This window comes from Delftia deserti (assembly GCF_042653485.1).
Taxonomy (GTDB): Bacteria; Pseudomonadota; Gammaproteobacteria; order Burkholderiales; family Burkholderiaceae_C; genus Comamonas; species Comamonas acidovorans.
In genome coordinates this window covers 1,865,584-1,888,372 of the sequence record NZ_JBHSIH010000001.1, presented here as the reverse complement: position 1 = coordinate 1,888,372, position 22,789 = coordinate 1,865,584, and the positions used below count along the sequence as shown (strand labels likewise).

Here is a 22,789-nt window from a genome sequence, read left to right as displayed (position 1 = left end):
AGGGGACCGGCGCACGCCAGGGCCCGAATGAAAAAAGGCCCCGCGGTTGCGGGGCCTTTGCTGTCCTTGAGGGCGCCTGCGATCAGCTGCCGGACTTGCTCTCGCCCGGCGTGGCCGGTTGCTCGCGCTGCAACTGGTCCTGCAGCGCCTTGAGCGCATCGTCCTCGCTGCCCGGGGCCGATGGCTCGCCAGGGGTGCCCTCGGGTGCAGGCGGCTGGTTCGCGCCGTCGCCGTTGAACATGGGGTCGTTGAAGTCGATGGCCTCGGGCATGGATGCCTCCATCTCCTGGCGCACCTTGTCCAGGTCGTACTCCACCTTCTTGTCCAGCCCGCTGGAGACGATGCCTGGGAAGATGATGATCAGGGCCACCATGAACAGCTGGATCAGCAGGAAGGGGATGGCGCCCGCATAGATCTGCATGGTGGTCACGGGCTCGGTCATCTTCTTGGTGACCTTGTCCACGTAGGCCTTGGCCGGGGCCACGCTGCGCAGGAAGAACAGCGCGAAGCCGAAGGGCGGGTGCATGAACGAGGTCTGCATGTTCACGGCCAGCAGCACGCCGAACCAGACCAGGTCGATGCCCAGCTTGTCGGCCACGGGGGCCAGCAGCGGCACGACGATGAAGGACAGCTCGAAGAAGTCCAGGAAGAAGGCCAGCACGAAGATCATGATGTTGACCACGATCAGGAAGCCGATCTCGCCGCCGGGCAGGGACACCAGCAGTTCCTCCACCCACTTGGGGCCGTCCACGCCCTGGAAGGTCAGGCCGAACATGGTCGCGCCGATCAGGATGAACATCACGAAGCACGACAGCTTGGTGGTGGACATCAGCGCCTGCTTGAGCAGGTCCATGCTCAGGCGGCCGCGCACGAAGGCCATGATGGCCGCGCCCAGCGCGCCCATGGCGCCGCCTTCGGTGGGGGTCGCAACGCCCAGGAAGATGGTGCCCAGCACCAGGAAGATCAGCAGCAGCGGCGGGATCAGCACGAAGGTCACGCGCTCGGCCATGCGGCTGAGCAGGTGCAGGCCCGTGAGCTTGTTGAACATGGCGGCGATGAAGGCCAGGGCCACGCCGAAGCACATGGACACCACGATGGTCTCGTCCAGCGCGACCTTCTCGACCACCTCGCCGGACCACCAGGTGTGCAGCTGGGGCATGTACTGACCGACCACGATGGAGGCGGCCACGCACAGCACGGTCAGCACCAGGGTGGAGGGCAGGCCGGAATTGCCATTGGGCTCGCGCAGCGTGCGCGCCTCGGGCGGCAGGGCGGGCACCATGGCGGGCTTGAAGATGGCCAGCACGACGATGAACAGTGCATAGAAGCCCGTCAGCATCAGGCCCGGCAGGAAGGCGCCCTTGTACATGTCGCCCACGCTGCGGCCCAGCTGGTCGGCCAGCACGATCAGCACCAGCGAGGGCGGAATGATCTGCGCCAGCGTGCCCGAGGCCGCGATCACGCCCGAGGCCACCCGGCGGTCATAGCCGTAGCGCATCATGATGGGCAGGGAGATCAGGCCCATGGAGATCACCGATGCCGCGACCACGCCCGTGGTCGCCGCCAGCAGCGCGCCCACGAAGATCACCGCAAAGGCCACGCCGCCGCGCACGGGGCCGAAGAGCTGGCCCACGGTCTCCAGCAGATCCTCGGCCATGCCGCTTCGCTCCAGTATCAGCCCCATGAGGGTGAAGAACGGTATGGCCAGCATCGTCTCGTTCTGCATGATGCCGAAGATGCGCAGCGGAAGGGCCTGCAGCAGGGCTTCGGGCAGCACGCCCAGTTCGATGCCGACAAAGGCGAAGAACAGTCCGCAGGCGCCCAGGCTGAATGCCACGGGAAAACCCACGAGCAGGAAAAGTATCAGCCCCGCGAACATGATCGGGGCCAGGTTGTGGATCACGAATTCCATGATGTCTGTTTCCCCGATCAGGCGCTTTGCCCGCTTTTGTCCTTGGCACCTGCCAGCCCGCGCAGGGCTTCGGCCAGGTCTTCCTCGGCGGTCTTCTCGCCCTTCTTGGCCGTGGGATCGTCGATCAGGCCCTTCAGGAAGGCGATGCGCTTGATCAGCTCCGACATGCCCTGCAGCAGCAGCAGCCCGAAGCCGATGGGGATCATCAGGTAGACGGGCCAGCGCACCAGGCCGCCTGCGTTGCCCGACATCTCGCCGGTCTGCATGGCCTGGATCACGAAGGGCGTGCCGAACCACAGGATGGCCAGCGCCATGGGGGTCAGGAAGAAGACGAAGCCGAAGATGTCGATCCAGATCTGCGTGCGCTTGGACAGGCGGCTGGCGATCACATCCACCTTCACATGCTCGCCCTGCAGCAGCGTGTAGCCGGCGGCCAGCAGGAAGGAGGCCGCGAACAGGTACCACTGCACTTCGAGGTAGGCGTTCGAGCTGGTGTGGAACACCTTGCGCACGATGGCATTGATGCCGCTGATGACCGTGGAGGCCAGGATCAGCCAGATAAGCCATCGCCCGACCAGGCTGTTGAGCCAGTCGACCCCCCTTGAGAATTTGAGCAAAGCCTGCATGGTGTCTCCAAAAAGTAGGCTGTATTGGGTCCGTCGCCGTACGCCGGCCTGTAGGCCGGCGCGCAGCGCTCTTGTCGGCGCATGGACCAAAGCCGCCAATTCTACGGAGAGCAGGCTGCCGCAGGCGGCCTGCTTCCCCTAAAAGAAATCCGTGTGAACCCGAGGAAACGTCCCGTTCAGGTTGTCGTGCGGGGCTTGCGCGCCCCCAGTTTGCGGTACAGCGTGGCCCGGCTGATGCCCAGCGCGCGGGCGGCGCGGGCCACATTGCCCTGGGCGTCCTGCAGTGCCTGCTCGATCAGCACGCCCTCGCTGGCGCGCAGCGGGCTGGCCTGGGCGACCGTGGCCGGCGCTGCCGTGCCCAGCGCTGGCAGCAGCTGGCGCAACTGGGGGCCGGGCTGCACCAGCGCCTGCAGCCGCAGGCCCGACCACAGCGGCAGGCGCAGCGGCTCGTTGGGGCGCTGGCGCGCATGGTCCACCAGCGCCGACCAGGGCATGGCCAGCAGTTCGCTGCAGTGCAGCGGCTGGCCCGGCAGCGACAGCGGCTGGGGCACGAGCTGGCGGGCCAGGGTATTGCCGCCCGCCACATGCCCTTCGGCGTCCACGGCCAGCAGGCCTTCGCCCTCCTGGCCCAGCGGCCCGCCGGGCCAGTTCAGGTGCAGCAGCAGCGCATGGGGCAGGGCGCGCAGCAGGCGGTCCTCGATGGCGCGGGCGCAGCGCAGCGCCAGGTGCACGAGTTCGGGCCGCTCGGACACATCCACGCCCGTGATGTCCAGCATGCCCAGGCAGCCACCGTCCGGGCCGAACAGCGGCGCGCCCGCGCAGCTGTAGTGGCGGTTGGCCTCGAAGAAATGCTCGGCCTGGTGCAGCCAGACGGGGCCATGCTCGGCCAGGGCCGCACCGATGGCCGTGGTGCCCACGCCCTGCTCGGACAGGTCCACGCCCACGCGGGCGATCGCCTGCACCCGCATGTCGCTGCGGTCCAGCGGCCCCTGCACCTCCAGCACGGTGCCGCGTGCATCGGTCAGCAGGCTGAAGTAGCGCATGGCGCCCACGGCGCCCACCAGCTGGGCCATCACGGGGTGCGCGGCCTGCAGCAGCGCCTCATGGCCATCGCATGTCTGGCGCAGCGCATGCGGCCCCAGCGCTTCGTAGACCACGCGCTCGTCCGGGCGGCGGCCTGCCGCCAGGCAGCGCTGCCAGGAGCGCCACAGCCAGGGCGCGATGCCGGGTGGTGAACCGGCCAGCGCCTGATCGCCGAAAGCCAGGCTGCGGGCCCGCGCGACCTGCTGGTGGCGCGGACCGGCGGGGCAGGGCTGCACGGCATCGGGGCTCAGGGCGAACATGGGGCGGGGACTCCTGTGGCTGGCTGGCAAGGGATTGCGAACGGGCTGGCAGGGGGGCAGAAGCTGGCGCAGGCGAAGACCCGGCCGCTGATGGCGGAGGCTGCGCAGGCAACTGTGTCATTTTGAGAATATCCGCGCCGTCCGGCCCGGGCTTGCGGGTCAACCCTAGAACGGGCGCCTGCGGGCAGGGCGACCATGGCAGGCGAGGTTCCCGGCGTTCCCCCACGTTCCAGATCACCGCCGATCACAGGCAGGAGACAGCACGATGAATGTCCAGCTCACCGTCAACGGGCGCGCGCAGCGCATCGACGTTCCTCCCAACACCTTGCTCGTGCATGCGCTGCGCGAGCACCTCCGCCTGACCGGCACGCATGTGGGCTGCGACACCAGCCAGTGCGGGGCCTGCACCGTCATCGTCGACGGCCACGCCGTCAAGTCCTGCGCCATGCTGGCCGTGCAGGCCGAAGGCTGCGAGGTGCGCACCATCGAAGGGCTGGCGGATATCGACGGCGGCCTGCACCCCATGCAGGCGGCCTTCAAGGAGTGCCACGGCCTGCAATGCGGCTTTTGCACGCCAGGCATGGTCATGAGCGCCGTGGACCTGTGCCAGCGCCAGCCGTGCGCGGGCGATCGCGAGATCCGCGAGGCGCTGGAGGGCAACCTGTGCCGCTGCACGGGCTACCAGAACATCGTGGCCGCCGTGAAAAAGGGCAGCCAGGCCATGGCAGGGCCTGCGGCCTGAGCGCCGCAGGCCACCACAAGGAGACAGCCATGGGTGCATCCGACTTTTCCAAGCTCCCCCACATCGGCGAGCCCGTCAAGCGCAAGGAGGACTACCGCTTCCTCACGGGCGCGGGCCAGTACACCGACGACATCGCGCTGGCCGCCCAGGCCCATGCGGTGTTCGTGCGCTCGCCGCATGCGCATGCGCGTGTGCGCTCCGTTTCCACCGATGCGGCCAAGGCCGCGCCGGGCGTCATCGGCGTGCTCACGGGCGCCGACGTGGCGGCCGACAAGATCAACGGCCTGCCCTGCGGCTGGCTGATCACCAGCACCAACGGCGAGCCCATGAAGGAGCCGCCGCATCCCATCCTGGCGCTGGACACCGTGCGCTACGTGGGCGACCAGGTGGCCATGGTCGTGGCCGAGACGCTGGAGCAGGCGCGCGACGCGGCCGAGCTGGTGGAGGTGGACTACGACCCGCTGCCCGCCGTGGTGCTGGTGGCCGACGCGGCGGCGGGCAGGGTGCCCGGCGCGGTGGTGCACGACATCGCGCCCGACAACCACTGCTACAAATGGGCCATCGGCGACAAGGCCGCCGTGGATGCCGTGTTCGCGGGCGCCGCCCACATCGCCCAGCTGGACCTGGTCAACAACCGCCTGATTCCCAACGCCATGGAGCCGCGCGCGGCCATCGGCAGCTACAGCCGCGCCAATGACGAGTACACGCTGTACGTGGCCAACCAGAACCCGCACGTCGAGCGGCTGCTGATGACGGCCTTCGTCATGGGCCTGCCCGAGCACAAGGTGCGCGTGATCGCGCCCGACGTGGGCGGCGGCTTCGGCTCCAAGATCTTCCTGTATGCCGAGGACGTCTGCCTGACCTGGGGCGCGCGCAAGCTCAATCGTTCCATCAAGTGGACAGCCGACCGCAGCGAGTCCTTCCTCACCGACGCGCATGGCCGCGACCACGTCAGCCATGCCGAGATGGCCATGGATGCCAGCGGCAAGTTCCTGGCCATGCGCGTGCACACGGACGCCAACCTGGGCGCCTACCTGAGCACCTTCGCCAGCGCCGTGCCCACCATCCTCTATGCCACCTTGCTGGCAGGCCAGTACGCCACGCCCCAGGTCTACGTGGAGGTCGATGCCTGGTTCACGAACACCGCCCCCGTCGATGCCTACCGGGGCGCGGGCCGGCCCGAGGCCACCTACCTGCTGGAGCGCCTGGTCAGCCGTTGCGCCTGGCAGCTGAACCTGTCCCAGGCCGAGATACGGCGGCGCAACTTCGTCACCAGCTTCCCCTACCAGACGCCCGTGGCCCTGCAGTACGACGTGGGCGACTATGGCGCCTGCATGGACAAGGCCGAGGCCCTGGCCGACGTGGCAGGCTTTGCCGCGCGGCGCGCCGACAGCGAGGCACGGGGCCTCAGGCGCGGCCTGGGCTACAGCAGCTACATCGAGGCCTGCGGCCTGGCGCCCAGCAACATCGCGGGCGCCCTGGGTGCGCGGGCAGGCCTGTTCGAATGCGGCGAGGTGCGCGTGCACCCCACGGGCAGCGTCACCGTGTTCACGGGCTCGCACAGCCACGGCCAGGGGCACGAGACCACCTTTGCCCAGGTGGTGGCCGCGCGCCTGGGGATACCCGTGGAGAACGTGGACATCGTCCACGGCGACACGGGCCGTGTGCCGTTCGGCATGGGCACCTATGGCTCGCGCTCCATCAGCGTGGGCGGCGCGGCCATCATGAAGGCGCTGGACAAGATCGAGGCCAAGGCCAAGAAGATCGCAGCCCACCTGATGGAGGCCAGCGACGCCGACATCGACTTCGCGGGCGGCGAGTTCACGGTGCGTGGCACGGACAAGAAAATCCCCTTCGCCCAGATCGCGCTCACCGCCTATGTGCCGCACAACTACCCGCTGGACAAACTGGAGCCCGGCCTCAACGAAACCGCCTTCTACGACCCCACCAACTTCACCTTCCCCGCAGGCACCTACATCTGCGAGGTCGAGGTGGACCCGGCCACGGGCGTGGTGCGCGTGGACCGCTTCAGCGCCGTGGACGACTTCGGCACCATCATCAATCCCATGATCGTCGAGGGCCAGGTGCACGGCGGCGTGGCCCAGGGCATAGGCCAGGCGCTGCTGGAAAACTGCGTCTACGACCGCGAGACCGGGCAACTGCTCACCGGCAGTTTCATGGACTACGCCATGCCGCGCGCCGACGACTTCCCCGAGTTCAGGCTCGGCACCGTCTGCACGCCCTGCACGCACAACCCGCTGGGCACCAAGGGCTGTGGCGAGGCGGGGGCCATAGGCTCGCCGCCCGCCGTCATCAATGCCGTGCTCGACGCACTGCATCCCCTGGGTGTCAGGGACCTGGACATGCCGGCCAGCCCGCACCGTGTCTGGTCGGCCATCGACGCCGCAGCCACCTCCTGAGGAGAGCGCCATGTACGCATTCACCTATGAAGCCCCGGGCACCACGGCCGACGCCGCCGCGCTGGCCGCGCAGGGCGGCCAGTACCTGGCCGGTGGCCAGAGCCTGTTGCCATCGATGCGCCTGCGCCTGGCGCGGCCCGAGCAGATCGTGGACCTGAACCGTGTCCAGGGCCTGGCCGGCATCGCCGTCAACGGCCAGACCGTGGAAATCCGCGCCATGACGCGCCATGCCGACGTGGCCGCCAACCCGCAGGTCCAGGCCGCCATCCCGGCCCTGGCCGAGCTGGCCGGCGGCATCGGCGACCGCCAGGTGCGCGCGCGCGGCACCATCGGCGGCTCGCTGGCCAACAACGACCCCGCTGCCTGCTACCCCAGCGCCGTGCTGGGCCTGGGCGCCACCGTCGTCACCGACCGGCGCGAGATCGCGGGCGACGACTTCTTCCAGGGCATGTACACCACGGCGCTGGGCAGCGGCGAGCTGATCACGGCCGTGCGCTTTCCCGTGCCGAAGAAGGCCGCCTACCTCAAGTTCAAGCAGCCCGCCTCGCGCTTCGCCCTGGTGGCCGTCTTCGTCGCCCAGACCGACAGCGGCGTGCGCGTGGCCGTCACGGGCGCCGGGCTCAGCGTGTTCCGCCACGCGGGGCTGGAGGCCGCGCTCAACCAGAGCTTCACGCCCGACGCGGCCGCCCAGGTGCTGATCGACCATGCCGACCTCAACAGCGACCTGCATGCCAGCGCGCGCTACCGGGCGCAATTGATCAGCGTGCAGACGCAAAGGGCTGTCTCTCAAATGCTGGGGTGACTATGGTGACCCCCTGAGTCGCTTCGCGCCTTCCCCCTTGAAGGGGGACGACACCCTCGGTGCGGGGCGGCCCTTCCTCGGTGTCCCTGAGTTGGATTGCGCCAGTTTTGCGCAGCGCAGACGAAGCGCAGTTCCATGACGATTGGATAAGGACTGAATGAAGGTTCCCGAGCAAGCCATTGCCTCCATAGGCGCCCTGGTCGCCGCGCTGCAGGACGAAGGCTATTTCGCCGACCGGCGCCTGGCCACGGCCGTCTTCCTGGCCCTGCGGCTGCAGCGGCCGCTGCTGCTGGAGGGCGAGCCCGGCGTGGGCAAGACCGCGCTGGCCCAGGCGCTGGCGCGCGTGCTGGCGCGCCGCCTGATCCGGCTGCAGTGCTATGACGGCATGGAGCAGCGCGAGGCGCTGTATGAATGGAACTATGCGGCCCAGCTGCTGCACCTGCGTGCGGCCGAGCTGGCCTCGGCGCAGCCCGCGGCCGCACCCGAGCAGGACCGCATGCAGCGCGCCGAGCAGGAGGTCTACCAGGAGCGCTACCTGGTGAGCCGCCCGCTGCTGCAGGCCCTGCAGCAGCCCGAGCCCGGCGCCGTGCTGCTGATCGACGAGATCGACCGCGCCGACGAGCCCTTCGAGGCCTTTCTGCTCGAATACCTGGGCGAGTACCAGGTCAGCATTCCCGAGCTGGGCACGGTGGCGGCACGCGTGCCGCCCGTGACCGTGCTCACCAGCAACCGCACGCGCGACCTGCACGACGCCGTCAAGCGCCGCTGCCTCTACCACTGGCTGGACTATCCCGGGCGCGAGCGCGAGCTGGCCATCGTGCGCGCCCTGGTGCCCGGGGCCGGGCAGGCCCTGACCGCCCAGGTGGCGAGCTTCGTGGGACGGCTGCGCAGCCAGCCCTTTGCCGACGCCTTCCAGCGCGTGCCCGGCATTGCCGAAAGCGTGGAATGGGCCAAGGCCCTGGTGGCGCTGGACACCCTGGTGGTCGATCCCGAAGTCGTGCACGACACGGCCGGCATCCTCTTCAAGCAGCGCGAGGACGTGGCCGCGCTCACGCCCGAACGGCTGCAGCAACTGCTGGCGCCGGAGCCCGCGCCGTGACGGCTGGTGCAGCCGGTGCCGCCGGTGCCGCCGATGGGGGCGAGCGCACCAGCTGGCTGGGCGATGCGCGCAGCGGCAAGCTGGCAGGCAACCTGGTCGGCTTTGCGCGTGCGCTGCGCCGTGCAGGCGTGCCCGTGGATGGCGGGCGCATGGCGCTGGCCCAGCAGGCCCTGTCCCTGGTCGGCCTGGCGCGAGAGGACATGGCCGCCGCGCTGGAGGCTGTCCTGGTGAGCAACGCCCAGGACCGCGCCGTGTTCCGCGAACTGTTCGATGCCTACTTCCGCAATCCCGACGTGGCCCGGCAACTGCTGGCCCAGTTGCTGCCGCAGGCGCCCCGGCCGTCCGTGCCGCGCCACCGCCCGCGCGTGCAGGAAGCCCTGTCGCCCCGCCAGGCCGGCGAGGGCAGGGCCGCCGTCGATGAAGAGCTGAAGCTGGACGCCGCCATGACGGCCAGCGAGCGCCACCGCCTGCGCCATGCCGACTTCAACCAGCTCAGCGCCAGCGAATACCTGCTGGTGCAGCGCCTGGCCAGGGACATCGCCCTTCCCTTGCCCCGCTACCGCAGCCGCCGCACGCGCACCGGCCAGCGCGGCGCGGTGCCCGACTGGGCTGCCAGCCTGCGTGCGGCATCGCACCACGGCGGCGAAATGCTGCAGCTGCTGCGACGCGAACGCCGGCGCCTGCCGCTGCCCTGGCTGGCCCTGGTCGATGTCTCGGGCTCCATGGAGCGCTATGCGCGGCTGCTGCTGGCCTTCCTGCACGCGGCCACCAGCACGCAGCGCCATGCGGGCCTGCGCCGCCAGGTCTTCAGCTTCGGCACCGAGCTGCGCGACCTGGGCCCGGCCTTTGCCCAGGCCGATGCCGACGCCATGCTGGAGCGCGCCAACGCCGCCATTGCCGACTTTGGCGGCGGCACGCGCCTGGGCAGCAGCCTGGGCGAACTGCGCCGCCTGCATGCGCGCCACCGGGTTTCAGGCCTGGTGGGCCGGCGTACCCTGGTGCTCATCATCAGCGACGGCCTGGACACCGGCGATGCCGCCGAGCTGGACCGCGAACTGGCCTGGCTGCGCCGCCACAGCGCGCGGCTGCTGTGGCTCAACCCGCTGCTGCGCTTTGACGGGTATGCCCCACTGGCCCAGGGGGCGGCCGTGCTGCATCGTCATGCCCATGCCATGCTTGCGGTACACAACCTGGAATCGCTGCAGCAACTGGCCGGTCACCTGGCGCGGCTGCTGGCGGCACCCGGCCGCTGAGCCGCTTGCGGCCACCCCCATCGCAGAAAGGAATTGCCATGGAAATGCAAGCCAGCCGTTCCCTTGCCGTCAGCCAGCAGCAGGCCTGGGAGGCGCTCAACGATCCAGAAACTCTCAAGGCCTGCCTGGCCGGCTGCGACCGCTTCGAACCCCTGGGCGATGACCAGTACGCCGTGGGCATGGCGGTCAAGGTGGGGCCGGTATCGGCCAAGTTCAGCGGCAAGGTCACGCTGTCCGACATCACGCCGCCCGAGCGCTACCGCATCGCCTTTGAAGGCCAGGGCGGCGTGGCCGGCTTCGGCAAGGGCGAGGCCGACGTCACCCTCACCCCCGAGCCCGATGACGCCGCAGGCCAGCCGCGCTGCCTGCTCAGCTACAGCGTGCAGGCCCAGGTCGGCGGCAAGATCGCCCAGCTGGGCCAGCGGCTGATCGACGGCGCCGCCCGCAACATGGCCGACGACTTCTTCGCGCGATTCGACACGCTGATGCAGCAGCGCCACCCGCGCGCGCCGGCAGCGCCTGCCGATGCAGGCGACACCGCCGACCTGTCCCACCTGCCTGCCGGCCTGGCCGATGAAACCGGCCACATCGAGCCCACCGTGGACGCCCAGGCCTGGGAGCACGACGCCGCAGCCGGCGTGGCCACGCCGCTGGATGCCGCACCGGCCACCGAGGCCGAGGAACGCTCGCGCCGCGCCATCCCGCTGTGGTGCTGGGGGCTGGCCATCGTCGTCGTCCTGGGCGCCGGCTGGCTGCTGTCCAGGTACTAGGGCGTGTCATGCACTTTTACGTGCCCGCGTTGGCTCTGCGCGCCGGTGATCGCCAGGAAACGGGTCGGGCTGCAGGCATGGGCAAGGGCTGGCCAGGGAATTTCTGCATATCAACAACCTTTCTTTGAAGGCCGTGGTGGCCTGTCGTGCCCATTGCCCATGGCTCATGGCCGCTGCCGCTGCAGCCTGGCCGCGCCCAGGGCGCCCGCCAGCAAGCCCAGCAGCGCCAGGGACCCCCAGCCCAGGGTGGGTATGGCGGTTGCCGCGCCTGGGGCCGTCGGGGGCACGGTTGGCGGGGTGGTCGGCGGCGTGGTCGGCGGCCCGATGGGCACCAGCCCGGTCGTATCCTGGATGAGCACGTTCTGCGTGGCATCGGCGGCGGGCAGCCATTGGGCGTTGCCGGCCTAGCTGGCCACCAGGGTGCAGGTGCCGGCGCCGACCATGGTCACCGTGCTGCCCGCCACCGTGCACACTGCGGGCGTGGCGCTGGCATAGCTGACGGGCAGGCCGGAGCTGGCCGTTGCCGGCGGATCGATGGCAAAGCGGCCGCCCGCCACAAGGTTCTGGCCGGGCTGGGGCGGGAAGGTGATGGCCTGGGGGGAGAGGGCCTTCAGGTCGCCCGACAGGCGTGCGACGAAGGCATCCGCAAAACCACCACCGTAGGCAGGCTGCGCCCCGCCCAGGATGCCGGGGAAGTCCGTTGAGTAGGTCAGCCCGCCCACCACCACGTCGCCGGTGGCGGCATCGATGGCAAGGGTGTTGGTATGGTCCTGGCTTGCACCTCCCAGAAACGTACTCTGCCGCAGCGTCTTCAGGTCGCCCGACAGGCGGGCGACGAAGCCATCCCTCCAACCACCCAAGGCAGGCTGCGCGCCACCCGGGGCGCCGGGAAAGTCCGTTGAGAAGGTCCACCCGCCCACCATCACGTCACCCGTGCCGGTATCAATGGCAAGGGCGTAGACATTGTCCTGGCCCGTACCTCCCAGATATGTGCTCTGCCGCAGCGTCTTCAGGTCGTCCGACAGGCGCGCGACGAAGGCATCCTGACCACCAGCACCGGAGGCAGGCTGCGCCCCGCCCTGGGTGCTGGGGAAGTCCGTTGAGCTGGTTATCCCGCCCACCACCACGTCACCCGTGGCGGCATCGATGGCAAGGGCGTAGGCATAGTCCTGGCCTGTACCTCCCAGATATGTGCTCTGCCGCAGCGTCTTCAGGTCGCCCGACAGGCGCGCGACGAAGGCATCCTGAAAACCACCACCGTAGGCAGGCTGCGCCCCGCCCTGGGTGCCGGGGAAGTCCGTTGACCAGGAGGTCGCCCCGCCCACCACCACGTCACCCGTGGCGGCATCAATGGCAAGGGCGAGGGCATAGTCCTGGCCTGTACCTCCCAGATATGTGCTCTGCCGCAGCGTCTTCAGGTCGCCCGACAGGCGCGCGACGAAGGCATCTCCAAAATCACCGTAGGCAGGCTGCGCCCCGCCCTGGGTGCCGGGGAGGTCCGTTGAGTAGGTCCGCCCGCCTACCACCACGTCGCCCGTGGCGGCATCAATGGCAAGGGTGACATAGTCTTCGCCCGTACCTCCCAGATACGTGCTCTGGCGCAGCGTCTTCAGGTCGCCCGACAGGCGCGCGACGAAGGCATCGTAGTCGCCACCGTAGGCAGGCTGCGCCCCGCCCCGGGTGCTGGGGAAGTTTGTGGAGGCGGTCCGCCCGCCCACCACCACGTCGCCCGTGGCGGCATCAATGGCAAGGGCGATGACATGGTCCCCGTCTGCACCTCCCAGATACGTGCTCTGGCGCAGCGTCTTCAGGTCGCCCGACAGGCGTGCGACGAAGGCATCTGTACCATCTCTAGCTGTACCACCACCGAAGGCAGGCTGCGCCCCGCCCAGGGTGCCGGGGAAGTCCAGTGAGCTGGTCTCCCCGCCCACCACCACGTCGCCCGTGGCCGTATCCAGGGCCAGGGCCCTCACCTCGTCGCCTACGGCTCCACCGAGGTAGGTACTCTGCAGCAAGGGATCAATCACCAGCGGCAGTCGCGGGTCATGGGCGCCCAGCGCAAAGCCGTAGCCATCGCCCGCTGCGCTGAGCGCATACCGCACGGGCACGTCGACCCTGCGGCCTTCGATCTCCTGGAACGCCACGGGCGCCGTATAGGCCACATCGCCATGGCCGGTGACCACGATCAGCTCGCCGCCTTCGCCCAGGCGCAGCGACAGGGCGCCATCCACCCGGACCTGGATCTGCCCGGCATCGGAATGCGGGGCCACGTGGAAAAGTTTCTCGACATTGCTGCCGCGCGCGGCCAGCTCCACCGCGACGCCGGGCCAGGCCTGGCCCAGGTACACATTGCGGTAGGTGGCGGCCTGGTAGCCGTGCGGGCCGCTGAAGCGGGTGACCTGCGCGGTGGCGGCATCGCCTCCCACGGGGGCCAGGGGCATGGCGCCGGCCAGGGTCTCCGTCAGGCTCCAGCCCGCCTTGCGCGTGGTGGGTGGCGTGGCCTTGCCTGCGTGGGCCCTGGCATCACTCCCGGCGGCTGCCACGGGGCCGGGCAGGCTGTAGACGATCCGGCCTTGCCGGGTGACGTAGATCGCGCCCGCGAAGGTCCTGGCCACGAAGGCCACGCGCTCGTCGAACTGGCCGCCGTTGGCCTCGAAGGGGACGGCCAGGGCCTGCATGGCCTGCTGTACCAGCGCTGGTTCGGAGGGGGGCCCCTGCGCTACGTTGGAATCGACGGCAGCCTGTGCCGCCCCCTGCGCCGCCCATGCAGCCCATAGAACAAACATCTTTGCCAGGGGAAAACTCTGCATGGACTATTCCTTTCTTCAAAAGACATAGTCTATACAGGCTATCAATATGATGAATTGATAGAAAAAATATATCGCAACGCTTCAGGCATGTGCGGAGAACAGCGCGCTGCGTCCAGGGTCAAGTGACATGCAGTACTCAGCAGGCTGGAAGGGTTGGGGCCTTTGTCCGATAGGGAGTGTCTGGACGGATTCAAAACGGAGGTGCAACACCTGCCAACCTGCAAGGCCCGCAGATGCACCATCCCTCCCGTTTCAGCCACCGGTGGCGAAACCGAAGAATTGCGCTTTCGTCGGGTAGCCGGCCGTGAGAGTCGAGATGGACGAACTCGCGGTATGGCGGTACGTCCCAGCAGCGCTTCTTGCATCGCCTGGCCTGACAGGTTGAACCACTGCCGGATGAAGTGCAGCCTCGGCATGGCCTGCAGGGCAAATGGCGGGCGGCCCTTGAGGTCTTTGCTGTAGTACGGCCCGATCAACTCTTCCAGCGCTCTCCATGGACCACCTGCTCCGTCCCCGAGAAGAACACCTGCTTGCGCGTCTTCTTCGTGGTCAGGTTCAGATCAAGGCCAGCTTGCTTCATGCACCTCAGATATTGGCTTTGACGGGAAGTGCATAACACGCTCTAGGGCGCTTCCCCTGAGCGGCTGCGCCGCTTCCCCCTCTCTGCTCGCTTCGCGAGGGAGGGTGGCATACGGGCAGCCGCCGGCGACGCCCTCGGCTGGGCGCCCCCGGCTGGGCGCCCCCGGCTAGGCGCCCCCGCTGCGAGGCGGCTCTTGCTCGGCGCCTTTGGCCTCGGATTTGTTGTGGCTTCTATGCTTCGCCCCGCGCTACCAAGCCCTTTTTACATGCTGCTGCACCCTTCTTGATGCAGAGAGACAATAGCCGCCGAAAACGCCAGGCGCCCAGCTGCACAGGCAAGCCAGGTGCGGGCGTGGAGATTTGCAATGGAAAACCTGGATGTTCATGTTCTGCGCCACCTCGCGCAATGGCGCGCTCAGGGCGAGCGCGCGCTGCTGGCCACGGTGGTGCGTACCTGGGGCTCGTCGCCCCGGCCCATCGGCTCCATCATGGCGCTGGGGGCCTCGGGCGCCGTGGTGGGCTCCGTGTCCGGCGGCTGCATCGAGGACGACCTGATCGCCCGCTACAGCCACGCCTCGGACACCGACGCCCTGCGCGACGGCGCGCCCCGGCTGCTGCGCTACGGCGTCAGCGCCGACGAGGCCCACCGCTTCGGCCTGCCCTGCGGCGGCACGCTGGAGCTGCTGCTCGAATTCGATCCCGACGCTGCTGCGCTGCAGCAGCTCGTGCAATGGCTGGACGAAGGCCGCATGGTGCGGCGCACCGTGGACAAGGCCACGGGCCAGGTCGCCCAGCAGCTCAGCGAAGCGCCCGAGCCGCTGGTACACGATGCGCTGCAGGTCGCCAACAGCTTCGGGCCCGAGTACCGCATGCTGCTCATCGGCGCAGGCCAGCTGTCCGAATACCTGGCCACCATGGCGCTGTTCAACGGCTTTGCGGTCACCGTCTGCGACCCGCGCGAGGAATACAGCCGCCACTGGAGCGTGGCCGGCGTGCAGCTGTCGCGCGAGATGCCCGACGACCTCGTGCGCGCCATGCGCGCCGATGCGCGCACCTGCATCATCGGCCTCACGCACGACCCCAAGCTCGACGACCTGGCCCTCATGGAGGCCCTGGAATCCCCGGCCTTCTACGTGGGCGCCATCGGCTCGCGCCGCAACACCGCGCTGCGCCTGCAGCGCCTGAGCGAGCACTTCGGCCTGGGCGACGCGCAACTGGCGCGCCTGCGCGGCCCCATCGGCCTGTACATAGGCAGCAAGACGCCTCCCGAAATCGCCGTCAGCATCATGGCCGAGGTCCTGGCCGCCAAGAACGGCGTGGCCCTGCCACGCGGCATGACCGTGGAAGAAGGCAAGCTCGCCGCAGCCCAGCCCCCGCAGCCGCTGGAGGATGACGGGCCCGAGGGCATCACGCCGCTGGTGTGCGGGGTGGGGTAGACGGGGCGCCGCAGGCGGGTGGCATGGGGCTGCAGTGACGGGTGTTGAGGCGCTATATTGATCGATCTTCTTTCATAGAGGGAGGCGATCATGTGTTTGGCTGGGAATGATGCCGGCTTGCCCGGCACGATTGTCGGCAATCCTGTGGCGAAATGGTTCGGAGGCGCGGCGTGAGCGGCGCTCGTCCGCTGGCTGCCGGCCTGACGGCCAGCCTCTCCGTGGCGACGGGCTATCTGCCGATTGCTTTCTCCTTTGGCGTGGCGGCCGTTCAGGCGGGTCTTGCTCCATCCATTGCGGTGCTGGCTTCCGTGCTGGTCTATGCCGGAGCCAGCCAGTTCCTGCTGATTTCGTTGCTGGCTTCGGGAGCCGGGCTGTGGACCGCTTTGCCCACGGTGCTGTTGATGAATGCGCGGCATGTGCTGTATGGCCCGGCCCTGCAGGTGGTGCTGGGGCCGCGGCAGCGCCTGGCCACGCCCTGGTTGGCCTTTGGCCTGACCGACGAGGTGTTTGCCACCGCCATGAGCAAGATGCAGGGCGTGCCAGAGGCCGAGCGCGAGCACTGGTTTCTGGGCTTGCAACTTGGCGCCTACGCGGCCTGGGTGGGCGGCACGGTGATGGGGGTGACGCTGGTGGGCGAGGTGGACCGATGGCCGGTAGCCGTCCGCGAGGGGCTGGCCTTCGTTCTGCCCGCGTTGTTCTTTGCGCTGCTGCTGGAGGCGGGTGTGCTGCGCTGGTGGCGTGCGGTGCTCACGGCCGCCGTGGTCGCTGCGGTGCTGGTTTGCTTCATTCCGGGCTACCACGCCCTGGCGCTGGCGATCCTGTGCGGTGCGCTGGCGCATGTGGCCACGGCCGATAGGGGCTGATCACCATGTCGTACACATTCTGGATCTTGCTGTTGTGCGGTGCCGGCACCTTTGGCCTGCGCTGGTTGCCGTTGTGGCAGGCACGCCGAAGAGGGCACTCTGCACGGGCGTCCCCGCAGGTGCAGAGGTGGCTGGCGGGTGTCGGGCCCGCCGCCATCGCTGCCCTGTTCGTGGTGTCAACCAGGGGGCTGTTGGTCAGCGATGTCCGCTGGGGGCGGGTGGCTGTGATCTCCGTGGCTTTGCTGGCCATCTGCCTCGCACGCCTGGTGCGGGGAGGCATTGCCATGCCGACCTTGGCTGGTGCGCTGACCTACGGCCTGCTGGCCCATTTCCAGCCCTGGTGATGTCAGTGCGGCTGGGCATGGAAGGCCTTGTTGGCAATCTTCCAGCCGGCCTCGGTCTTGAGCAGCACGAAGTAGTCGATGAAGGTGATGGCGCCGTGCACCAGGGTGATCTTGGCGCTGGCCGCCGTGCCGGCTATGTCGATGGCGTCGATGCTGCGGCGGCGCGTGGCCTCGTCGGCTGCGGGCTGGCCCTTGAAGCGGGCGCAGTAGGTGTCGATGTCCCAGGAGGTCAGCGGGCCTTCGCGCACGCTTTCGATGCGGGCGGTGGGCATGAAGGCGGCGCGCATGTGGGCGCTGTTGTCCTCGGCATGGCCGCGCATGTACAGCTCCAGCGGCACGCGCACGGCGGCTTCTTCGGGGTGGTCGGTCAGGCGTGGGTTGGCAGTCGTCATGGTGTTCTCCTGTGACGGATGGATGGCGGCCTGCGCCTGCAGGCCGGCGGCCGCGCATCGTAGCCACAAGCGCGGGGGGCAGTCCAACCGGGGGCGAGGCGCGGGCCGCGCCGGGGTGCGGTGCAATGCCTTGTTTTCAATGGATTTTTCGGCCGATGCGCCCCGCATTGGCCGTGCCTGGGTCAACAGTGTTTTGAGCGCCATGCCTTGTCTGAGACCCTGCCGTCGGGTGGCCGACCTGTTTCCGAAAACGCTCTGGCCAGAGCGGGTAAAGCCGGGGTAAAGCGGGGGTAATGCCTGCGTAAAACGGCGATCTGCCTCGTTTTGGAGAGCATGGGACTGGCTACCATAGCCGCATCCGCCGCCGTTCCCTGTTCCGGGGCCGGACCCACGGTTTCCTCCCACGACTTCCCGCAGTGACCATGAAACGCCTGTCAAGCAGCCCCTTTGTTGCAGATGCCCACGGCGTACGCCAGCGTGGCCGGGTACGACCCGCCCTGATGTGGGGCGTGGTGGCACTGGCCCTGGTGGCGGGGGGCGGGCTGTGGTGGTGGAACAAGCGGGCGCCGGCGCAGGGCGAGCAGGCCTCGGCCGGTGCGCCCGGCCCGGGTGGCGGGCGTGCGGGAGGCGGCCGGCGCGGCCCCGGCGGGCCGGGTGGGCCTGGCGGCCCCGGCGCCATGGGTGCCCAGGCGCAGCCGGTGTCCGTGGGCGTGGTGGAGCGGCGCGACATGCGCGTGCTGATCAGCGCCATCGGCACCATGAACCCGCGCGCCACGGCCGTGGTGCGCGCCAAGGTGTCGGGCGAGTTGCTGCGCCTGCATTTCAAGGAAGGCGACGAGGTCAAGGCCGGCCAGCTGCTGGCCGAGATCGATCCGCGCAGCTTCCAGGCCAGCTTCAACCAGATCCAGGGCACGCTGCAGCGCGACCAGGCACTGCTCAAGAACGCCCAGCTGGACCTGCAGCGCTACAAGGAGCTGCAGGCCCAGGATTCCATTGCCGGCCAGCAGGTCGATACCCAGGCTGCGCTGGTGCGCCAGTACCAGGGCACGGTGGCCGCCGACCAGGCCCAGGCCGATGCGGCCAGGCTGCAACTGAGCTACACGCGCATCACGGCGCCCATTGCGGGCCGGCTGGGCCTGCGCCAGGCCGACCGGGGCAATGTGGTCAACCCTTCGGATGCCAACGGCATCGTCACCATCACCCAGGTCAAGCCCATCGATGCGGTGTTCTCCGTGCCCGAGGCCCATGTGGGCACGCTGGCACGGCGCCTGGCCGAGGGGCGCGAGCTGCCCGTGGAGCTGTGGGACCGTGACCTGAAGCAGCAACTGGGGCGCGGCCGCCTCAATGCGGTGGACAACAGCATCGACATCGCCACCGGCACCATCAAGGCCAAGGCCGCTTTCGACAATGCCGAGGGCCGGCTGTTCGCCAACCAGTTCGTCAACGTCAAGCTGGAAGTGGACCGGCTGGAGCAGGCGCTGACCGTGCCGACCACGGCCGTGCAGAACAACTACGTCTACCTGGTCCAGGAGGATGGCACGGTGACGCAGCGGCGCATTGCCGTGGGCGTGACCGATGGCGACCGGGTGAGCGTGAAGGGCGAACTCAAGCCTGGCGAGCAGGTGGTGGTCGATGGCATTGACCGCCTGCGCGAAGGCGCCAAGGTCACGGTGATCGAGCCCGACAAGGTGCAGAAGGTGGACCAGGCCGTGCAGGATGCCTCCGGCCAGCCGCGCGGCATGCGCAATCTGCCGCCCGATGTGCGCGCCAAGCTGGCGACCATGAACCCCGACGAGCGCAAGGCCTACCTGCAAAAGCTGCGTGCCGAGCGCGGTGGGCAGCGCAATGGGGGGTAACGGTGGCAGTGGCGGTAACGGCGGTAACGGCGGCAACGTGACCGCGCCGGCGGCCGAAGGCTCCGCGCCCGCAGGCCGGTCGCCGGCACCGTCGCCCGGATCGCCCCAGCCTTCGCCCGGCCCGGCACCTGCTGCGCCCTCTGCGCCTGCTGCTCCGGCGGCTCCCGCAGCTCCCGCTCCGGCCGGGCGCTGAGCAGCGCCCCGGCACCTGAAGACTGCAAGCCCTTCCAGGCGGCCCCATGAATCTTTCCCGCATCTTCATCCTGCGACCCGTCGCCACCTCGCTGCTGATGGTGGCGGTGCTGATCGCCGGCCTGCTGGCCTACCGGCTGTTGCCTATTTCGGCCCTGCCCGAGGTGGACTACCCGACCATCCAGGTCACCACGCTGTACCCCGGTGCCAGCCCCGACGTGATGACCTCCAACGTCACCGCGCCGCTGGAGCGCCAGCTCGGCCAGATGCCGGGGCTGTCGCAGATGTCGTCCACCAGTTCGGGCGGCGCCTCGGTGATCACGCTGCGCTTTGCGCTGGACATGGCCATGGACGTGGCCGAGCAGCAGGTGCAGGCCGCCATCAACGCGGGCTCCAACCTGCTGCCCAGCGACCTGCCCATGCCCCCGCTGTACAGCAAGGTCAACCCGGCGGACGCGCCCATCCTCACGCTGGCCATCACCTCGCCCTCGCTGCCGGTGATCCGCGTCAACGACCTGGTGGAAAACCGCCTGGCGCCCAAGCTCTCGCAGGTCAACGGCGTGGGCCTGGTGGCGATTGCCGGTGGGCGCCGGCCTGCCGTGCGCATCCAGGCCAACCCGACGGCGCTGGCCGGCCTGGGCATGACGCTGGACGATGTGCGCACCGCCATCGCCGCAGCCAACGTCAAGCAGGCCAAGGGCGGCTTCGACGGCCCGGCGCGCGCCTCCACCATCGATGCCAATGACCAGCTGCAGTCGGCGGCCGAGTACCGCAACCTCATCATCGCCTTCAAGAACGGCCTGCCCGTGCGCCTGTCCGACATCGCCCAGACCGTGGACGATGCCGAGAACACGCGCCTGGCCGCCTGGGCCGGCACGCCCGAGGGTGGTTCGCGCGCGGGCGTGATCCTCAACATCCGGCGCCAGCCCGGCGCCAACGTGATCGAGACGGTGGACCGCATCAAGGCGCTGCTGCCCCAGCTCAAGGAGACCCTGCCGGCCTCGCTGGACGTGCAGGTGCTGACCGACCGCACGGTGACCATCCGCGCCTCGGTCAACGACATGCAGCTGGAGCTGATGCTGGCCATCGCCCTGGTGGTGGCGGTGATCTTCGTCTTCCTGCGCAGCGCCTCGGCCACGCTGATACCGAGCTTTGCCGTGCCGCTGTCGCTGATCGGCACCTTCGGCGTGATGTACCTGGCCGGTTTTTCCATCAACAACCTCACGCTGATGGCGCTGACGATCTCCACCGGCTTCGTGGTGGACGATGCCATCGTGATGATCGAGAACATCGCGCGCTTCGTGGAAAAGGGCGAGCCGCCCATGCAGGCCGCGCTCAAGGGCGCCAGGCAGATCGGCTTCACCATCATCTCGCTGACGATTTCGCTGATCGCCGTGCTGATCCCGCTGCTGTTCATGGGCGACGTGGTGGGACGGCTGTTCCACGAGTTCGCCATCACCATGGCGGTGGCCATCCTGATCTCGGCCGTGGTCTCGCTGACGCTCACGCCCATGCTGTGCGCGCGGCTGCTGCGCCACCAGCCCGAAGGGGCCCAGGAAGAACGGCATGGCCGCCTGTACCACGCCACGGGCCGTTTCTTCGACCGCACCATCGCCGGCTACGGCCGCATCCTCACCTGGGTGCTGGACCGCCGGGGCCTGACCTGGATCGTCTTCCTGGCCACGCTGGCCGTGACCGTGCTGCTGTACTTTGCCGTGCCCAAGGGCTTCTTCCCCGACCAGGACACGGGCACCATCCAGGCCACGACCGAGGCCGACCAGTCCATCTCGTTTGCCGCCATGGCCGAGCGCCAGCAGGCCCTGGCCGAGCTGCTGCTCAAGGACCCGGCCGTGCAGAGCATCTCGTCCTTCATCGGCGTCGATGGCAGCAACACCACGCTGAACACGGGCCGGCTGCTGATCGACCTCAAGCCCCACGGCCAGCGCGACGGCGCACCCGCCGTGCTGCGCCGCCTGTCCGATGATGCGCAGCAGGTGCCCGGCATACGCCTGTATGCCCAGCCCGTGCAGGACCTGACCATCGAGGACCGCGTGGCACGCACCCAGTACCAGCTGCTGATGTCCTCGCCCGACATGGCGCAGCTGACCACCAGCACCCAGGCCCTGGTCGAGCGCATGCACGACCTGCCCGAGCTGGTGGATGTGGGCAGCGACCTGCAGAACCAGGGCCTGCAGGCCTTCGTGCAGATCGACCGGGCCCAGGCCAGCCGGCTGGGCGTGACGGTCTCGGCCATCGACACGGCGCTGTACAACGCCTTCGGCCAGCGGCTGATCTCCACCATCTTCACGCAGTCCAACCAGTACCGCGTGGTGCTGGAAGTGGCGCCGCAGTTCAAGATCGGGCCCGAGTCGCTGCAGGCCATCTATGTGGCCTCCAGCGCGGGCGCGCCCGTGCCGCTGTCCTCGGTGGCCACGGTCAGCGAGCGGCCCATGGCCCTGGCCGTGAACCATGTGGGCCAGCTGCCGGCCGCCACCATTTCGTTCAACACTGCGCCCGGCGTGTCGCTGGGCCATGCGGTCAAGGCCGTGCAGGACCTGATGGCCCAGCTGCGCACCGAGGGCCATATGCCGCTGTCGGTGGACGCCGCCTTCCAGGGCGCGGCCCTGGCCTTCCAGGCCTCGCTGTCCAACACGCTGCTGCTGGTGCTGGCGGCGGTGATCACCATGTACATCGTGCTGGGCGTGCTCTATGAGAGCACCATCCACCCGGTGACCATCCTGTCCACGCTGCCCTCGGCCGGCGTGGGCGCGCTGCTGGCCCTGCTGCTGGCGGGGCTGGACCTGGACATCATCGCCATCATCGGCATCGTGCTGCTGATCGGCATCGTCAAGAAGAACGCGATCATGATGATCGACTTCGCGCTGGAGGCGCAGCGCGAGGAGGGGCATACGCCGCGCGAGGCCATCTACCAGGCCTGCCTGCTGCGGTTCCGGCCTATCCTGATGACGACCTTGGCGGCTTTGCTGGGGGCCTTGCCGTTGATGCTGGGGACGGGGGTGGGCAGTGAGTTGCGGCATCCGTTGGGGGTGACGTTGGTGGGGGGCTTGCTGGTGAGTCAGTTGCTGACTCTGTTCACTACGCCTGTGATTTATTTGACGTTTGAGGGGTGGGCGCAGAGGTGGCGGGATCGTTCTTCTCGGGAGAGCGTTCATGCCTGAGCTTGCGCTCTTGTCTTGGCTGGCGCCGCTGGCCGGGTCTCGGCCCGGCGGCCGACCTACTTTCTTGTCGCGCGACAAGAAAGTAGGCAAAGAAGCGCGCCCCACTGCCCGCGACCCCTTCGCTTCGCTGCGGGGCCACCTGCGTCGTGGCGCTTGCGGGGTTCGCCGTGA

The 22,789-nt window shown here is 68.9% G+C and carries 17 protein-coding genes and 1 pseudogene; 11 read left to right on the top strand and 7 right to left on the bottom strand.

Annotated features, from left to right (window positions below; translation table 11 throughout):
- Positions 1-82 precede the first annotated feature (82 nt).
- The 3 genes from ACFPFG_RS08965 to ACFPFG_RS08955 form a co-directional block, all read right to left on the bottom strand.
- A complete protein-coding gene (locus ACFPFG_RS08965) occupies positions 83-1,912 on the bottom strand; it encodes a TRAP transporter large permease (protein WP_183017735.1) in 1,830 nt (609 codons plus the stop codon).
- A gap of 17 nt (positions 1,913-1,929) precedes the next feature.
- A complete protein-coding gene (locus tag ACFPFG_RS08960) occupies positions 1,930-2,538 on the bottom strand; it encodes a TRAP transporter small permease subunit (protein WP_183017736.1) in 609 nt (202 codons plus the stop codon).
- A gap of 176 nt (positions 2,539-2,714) precedes the next feature.
- Complete coding sequence (locus ACFPFG_RS08955; protein WP_183017737.1) at positions 2,715-3,881, bottom strand: helix-turn-helix domain-containing protein; 1,167 nt, start codon at positions 3,879-3,881, stop codon at positions 2,715-2,717.
- Between the two features lie 265 nt (positions 3,882-4,146).
- Between ACFPFG_RS08955 and ACFPFG_RS08950 the strand changes: the two genes are divergently transcribed.
- The 6 genes from ACFPFG_RS08950 to ACFPFG_RS08925 all read left to right on the top strand — a co-directional run bounded on the left by ACFPFG_RS08950 (position 4,147) and on the right by ACFPFG_RS08925 (position 10,967).
- Positions 4,147-4,623, top strand: coding sequence for a (2Fe-2S)-binding protein (locus tag ACFPFG_RS08950; RefSeq protein ID WP_013803615.1), 477 nt, complete (start codon positions 4,147-4,149; stop codon positions 4,621-4,623).
- Between the two features lie 29 nt (positions 4,624-4,652).
- A complete protein-coding gene (locus ACFPFG_RS08945) occupies positions 4,653-7,043 on the top strand; it encodes a xanthine dehydrogenase family protein molybdopterin-binding subunit (protein WP_183017738.1) in 2,391 nt (796 codons plus the stop codon).
- Positions 7,044-7,053: 10 nt separating this feature from the next.
- The gene (locus ACFPFG_RS08940; protein ID WP_380106126.1) at positions 7,054-7,845 is read left to right on the top strand and encodes an FAD binding domain-containing protein; all 792 of its coding nucleotides are present in this window, start codon (positions 7,054-7,056) and stop codon (positions 7,843-7,845) included.
- Between the two features lie 157 nt (positions 7,846-8,002).
- Positions 8,003-8,944 (top strand): AAA family ATPase, encoded by a 942-nt coding sequence (locus ACFPFG_RS08935; protein WP_380106125.1) that lies wholly within the window; start codon positions 8,003-8,005, stop codon positions 8,942-8,944.
- A complete protein-coding gene (locus ACFPFG_RS08930) occupies positions 8,941-10,197 on the top strand; it encodes a vWA domain-containing protein (RefSeq protein WP_197957055.1) in 1,257 nt (418 codons plus the stop codon). The genes ACFPFG_RS08935 and ACFPFG_RS08930 overlap by 4 nt, the downstream gene beginning before the upstream one ends.
- Before the next feature lie 38 nt (positions 10,198-10,235).
- Positions 10,236-10,967, top strand: coding sequence for a CoxG family protein (locus tag ACFPFG_RS08925; RefSeq protein ID WP_043824113.1), 732 nt, complete (start codon positions 10,236-10,238; stop codon positions 10,965-10,967).
- A gap of 164 nt (positions 10,968-11,131) precedes the next feature.
- Here ACFPFG_RS08925 and ACFPFG_RS08920 read toward each other — a convergent pair whose 3' ends face one another.
- The 3 genes and pseudogenes from ACFPFG_RS08920 to ACFPFG_RS33590 form a co-directional block, all read right to left on the bottom strand.
- The gene (locus ACFPFG_RS08920; RefSeq protein WP_380106122.1) at positions 11,132-11,326 is read right to left on the bottom strand and encodes a hypothetical protein; all 195 of its coding nucleotides are present in this window, start codon (positions 11,324-11,326) and stop codon (positions 11,132-11,134) included.
- 45 nt (positions 11,327-11,371) lie between these two features.
- The gene (locus ACFPFG_RS08915) at positions 11,372-13,777 is read right to left on the bottom strand and encodes a DUF7948 domain-containing protein (RefSeq protein WP_380106120.1); all 2,406 of its coding nucleotides are present in this window, start codon (positions 13,775-13,777) and stop codon (positions 11,372-11,374) included.
- Positions 13,778-14,036: 259 nt separating this feature from the next.
- Positions 14,037-14,357: pseudogene (locus ACFPFG_RS33590) on the bottom strand (transposase); the annotation flags it as partial.
- 364 nt (positions 14,358-14,721) lie between these two features.
- On the opposite strand from ACFPFG_RS33590, the gene ACFPFG_RS08905 reads away from it, so the two are divergent.
- The 3 genes from ACFPFG_RS08905 (at position 14,722) to ACFPFG_RS08895 (ending at position 16,999) form a co-directional block, all read left to right on the top strand.
- Positions 14,722-15,792 (top strand): XdhC family protein, encoded by a 1,071-nt coding sequence (locus ACFPFG_RS08905; protein ID WP_183017741.1) that lies wholly within the window; start codon positions 14,722-14,724, stop codon positions 15,790-15,792.
- A gap of 170 nt (positions 15,793-15,962) precedes the next feature.
- A complete protein-coding gene (locus ACFPFG_RS08900; protein ID WP_380106118.1) occupies positions 15,963-16,655 on the top strand; it encodes an AzlC family ABC transporter permease in 693 nt (230 codons plus the stop codon).
- A 5-nt stretch (positions 16,656-16,660) separates the two neighbouring features.
- Positions 16,661-16,999 (top strand): AzlD domain-containing protein, encoded by a 339-nt coding sequence (locus ACFPFG_RS08895; RefSeq protein ID WP_380106116.1) that lies wholly within the window; start codon positions 16,661-16,663, stop codon positions 16,997-16,999.
- Between the two features lie 2 nt (positions 17,000-17,001).
- On the opposite strand, the gene ACFPFG_RS08890 is transcribed toward ACFPFG_RS08895, so the two are convergent.
- The gene (locus ACFPFG_RS08890; RefSeq protein ID WP_380106115.1) at positions 17,002-17,391 is read right to left on the bottom strand and encodes a nuclear transport factor 2 family protein; all 390 of its coding nucleotides are present in this window, start codon (positions 17,389-17,391) and stop codon (positions 17,002-17,004) included.
- A gap of 422 nt (positions 17,392-17,813) precedes the next feature.
- On the opposite strand from ACFPFG_RS08890, the gene ACFPFG_RS08885 reads away from it, so the two are divergent.
- Together ACFPFG_RS08885 and ACFPFG_RS08880 are read left to right on the top strand one after the other, a co-directional pair.
- Positions 17,814-19,247, top strand: coding sequence for an efflux RND transporter periplasmic adaptor subunit (locus ACFPFG_RS08885; RefSeq protein ID WP_465251919.1), 1,434 nt, complete (start codon positions 17,814-17,816; stop codon positions 19,245-19,247).
- 239 nt (positions 19,248-19,486) lie between these two features.
- The gene (locus ACFPFG_RS08880) at positions 19,487-22,618 is read left to right on the top strand and encodes an MdtB/MuxB family multidrug efflux RND transporter permease subunit (protein ID WP_197957048.1); all 3,132 of its coding nucleotides are present in this window, start codon (positions 19,487-19,489) and stop codon (positions 22,616-22,618) included.
- Positions 22,619-22,789: the final 171 nt, after the last annotated feature.

Coding starts and splice junctions, on each gene's coding strand:
- ACFPFG_RS08965 (WP_183017735.1), bottom strand. CDS start 1,912: ATGGAATTCGTGATCCACAACCTGGCCCCGATCATGTTCGCGGGGCTG.
- ACFPFG_RS08960 (WP_183017736.1), bottom strand. CDS start 2,538: ATGCAGGCTTTGCTCAAATTCTCAAGGGGGGTCGACTGGCTCAACAGC.
- ACFPFG_RS08955 (WP_183017737.1), bottom strand. CDS start 3,881: ATGTTCGCCCTGAGCCCCGATGCCGTGCAGCCCTGCCCCGCCGGTCCG.
- ACFPFG_RS08950 (WP_013803615.1), top strand. CDS start 4,147: ATGAATGTCCAGCTCACCGTCAACGGGCGCGCGCAGCGCATCGACGTT.
- ACFPFG_RS08945 (WP_183017738.1), top strand. CDS start 4,653: ATGGGTGCATCCGACTTTTCCAAGCTCCCCCACATCGGCGAGCCCGTC.
- ACFPFG_RS08940 (WP_380106126.1), top strand. CDS start 7,054: ATGTACGCATTCACCTATGAAGCCCCGGGCACCACGGCCGACGCCGCC.
- ACFPFG_RS08935 (WP_380106125.1), top strand. CDS start 8,003: ATGAAGGTTCCCGAGCAAGCCATTGCCTCCATAGGCGCCCTGGTCGCC.
- ACFPFG_RS08925 (WP_043824113.1), top strand. CDS start 10,236: ATGGAAATGCAAGCCAGCCGTTCCCTTGCCGTCAGCCAGCAGCAGGCC.
- ACFPFG_RS08915 (WP_380106120.1), bottom strand. CDS start 13,777: ATGCAGAGTTTTCCCCTGGCAAAGATGTTTGTTCTATGGGCTGCATGG.
- ACFPFG_RS08905 (WP_183017741.1), top strand. CDS start 14,722: ATGGAAAACCTGGATGTTCATGTTCTGCGCCACCTCGCGCAATGGCGC.
- ACFPFG_RS08895 (WP_380106116.1), top strand. CDS start 16,661: ATGTCGTACACATTCTGGATCTTGCTGTTGTGCGGTGCCGGCACCTTT.
- ACFPFG_RS08890 (WP_380106115.1), bottom strand. CDS start 17,391: ATGACGACTGCCAACCCACGCCTGACCGACCACCCCGAAGAAGCCGCC.
- ACFPFG_RS08885 (WP_465251919.1), top strand. CDS start 17,814: ATGAAACGCCTGTCAAGCAGCCCCTTTGTTGCAGATGCCCACGGCGTA.
- ACFPFG_RS08880 (WP_197957048.1), top strand. CDS start 19,487: ATGAATCTTTCCCGCATCTTCATCCTGCGACCCGTCGCCACCTCGCTG.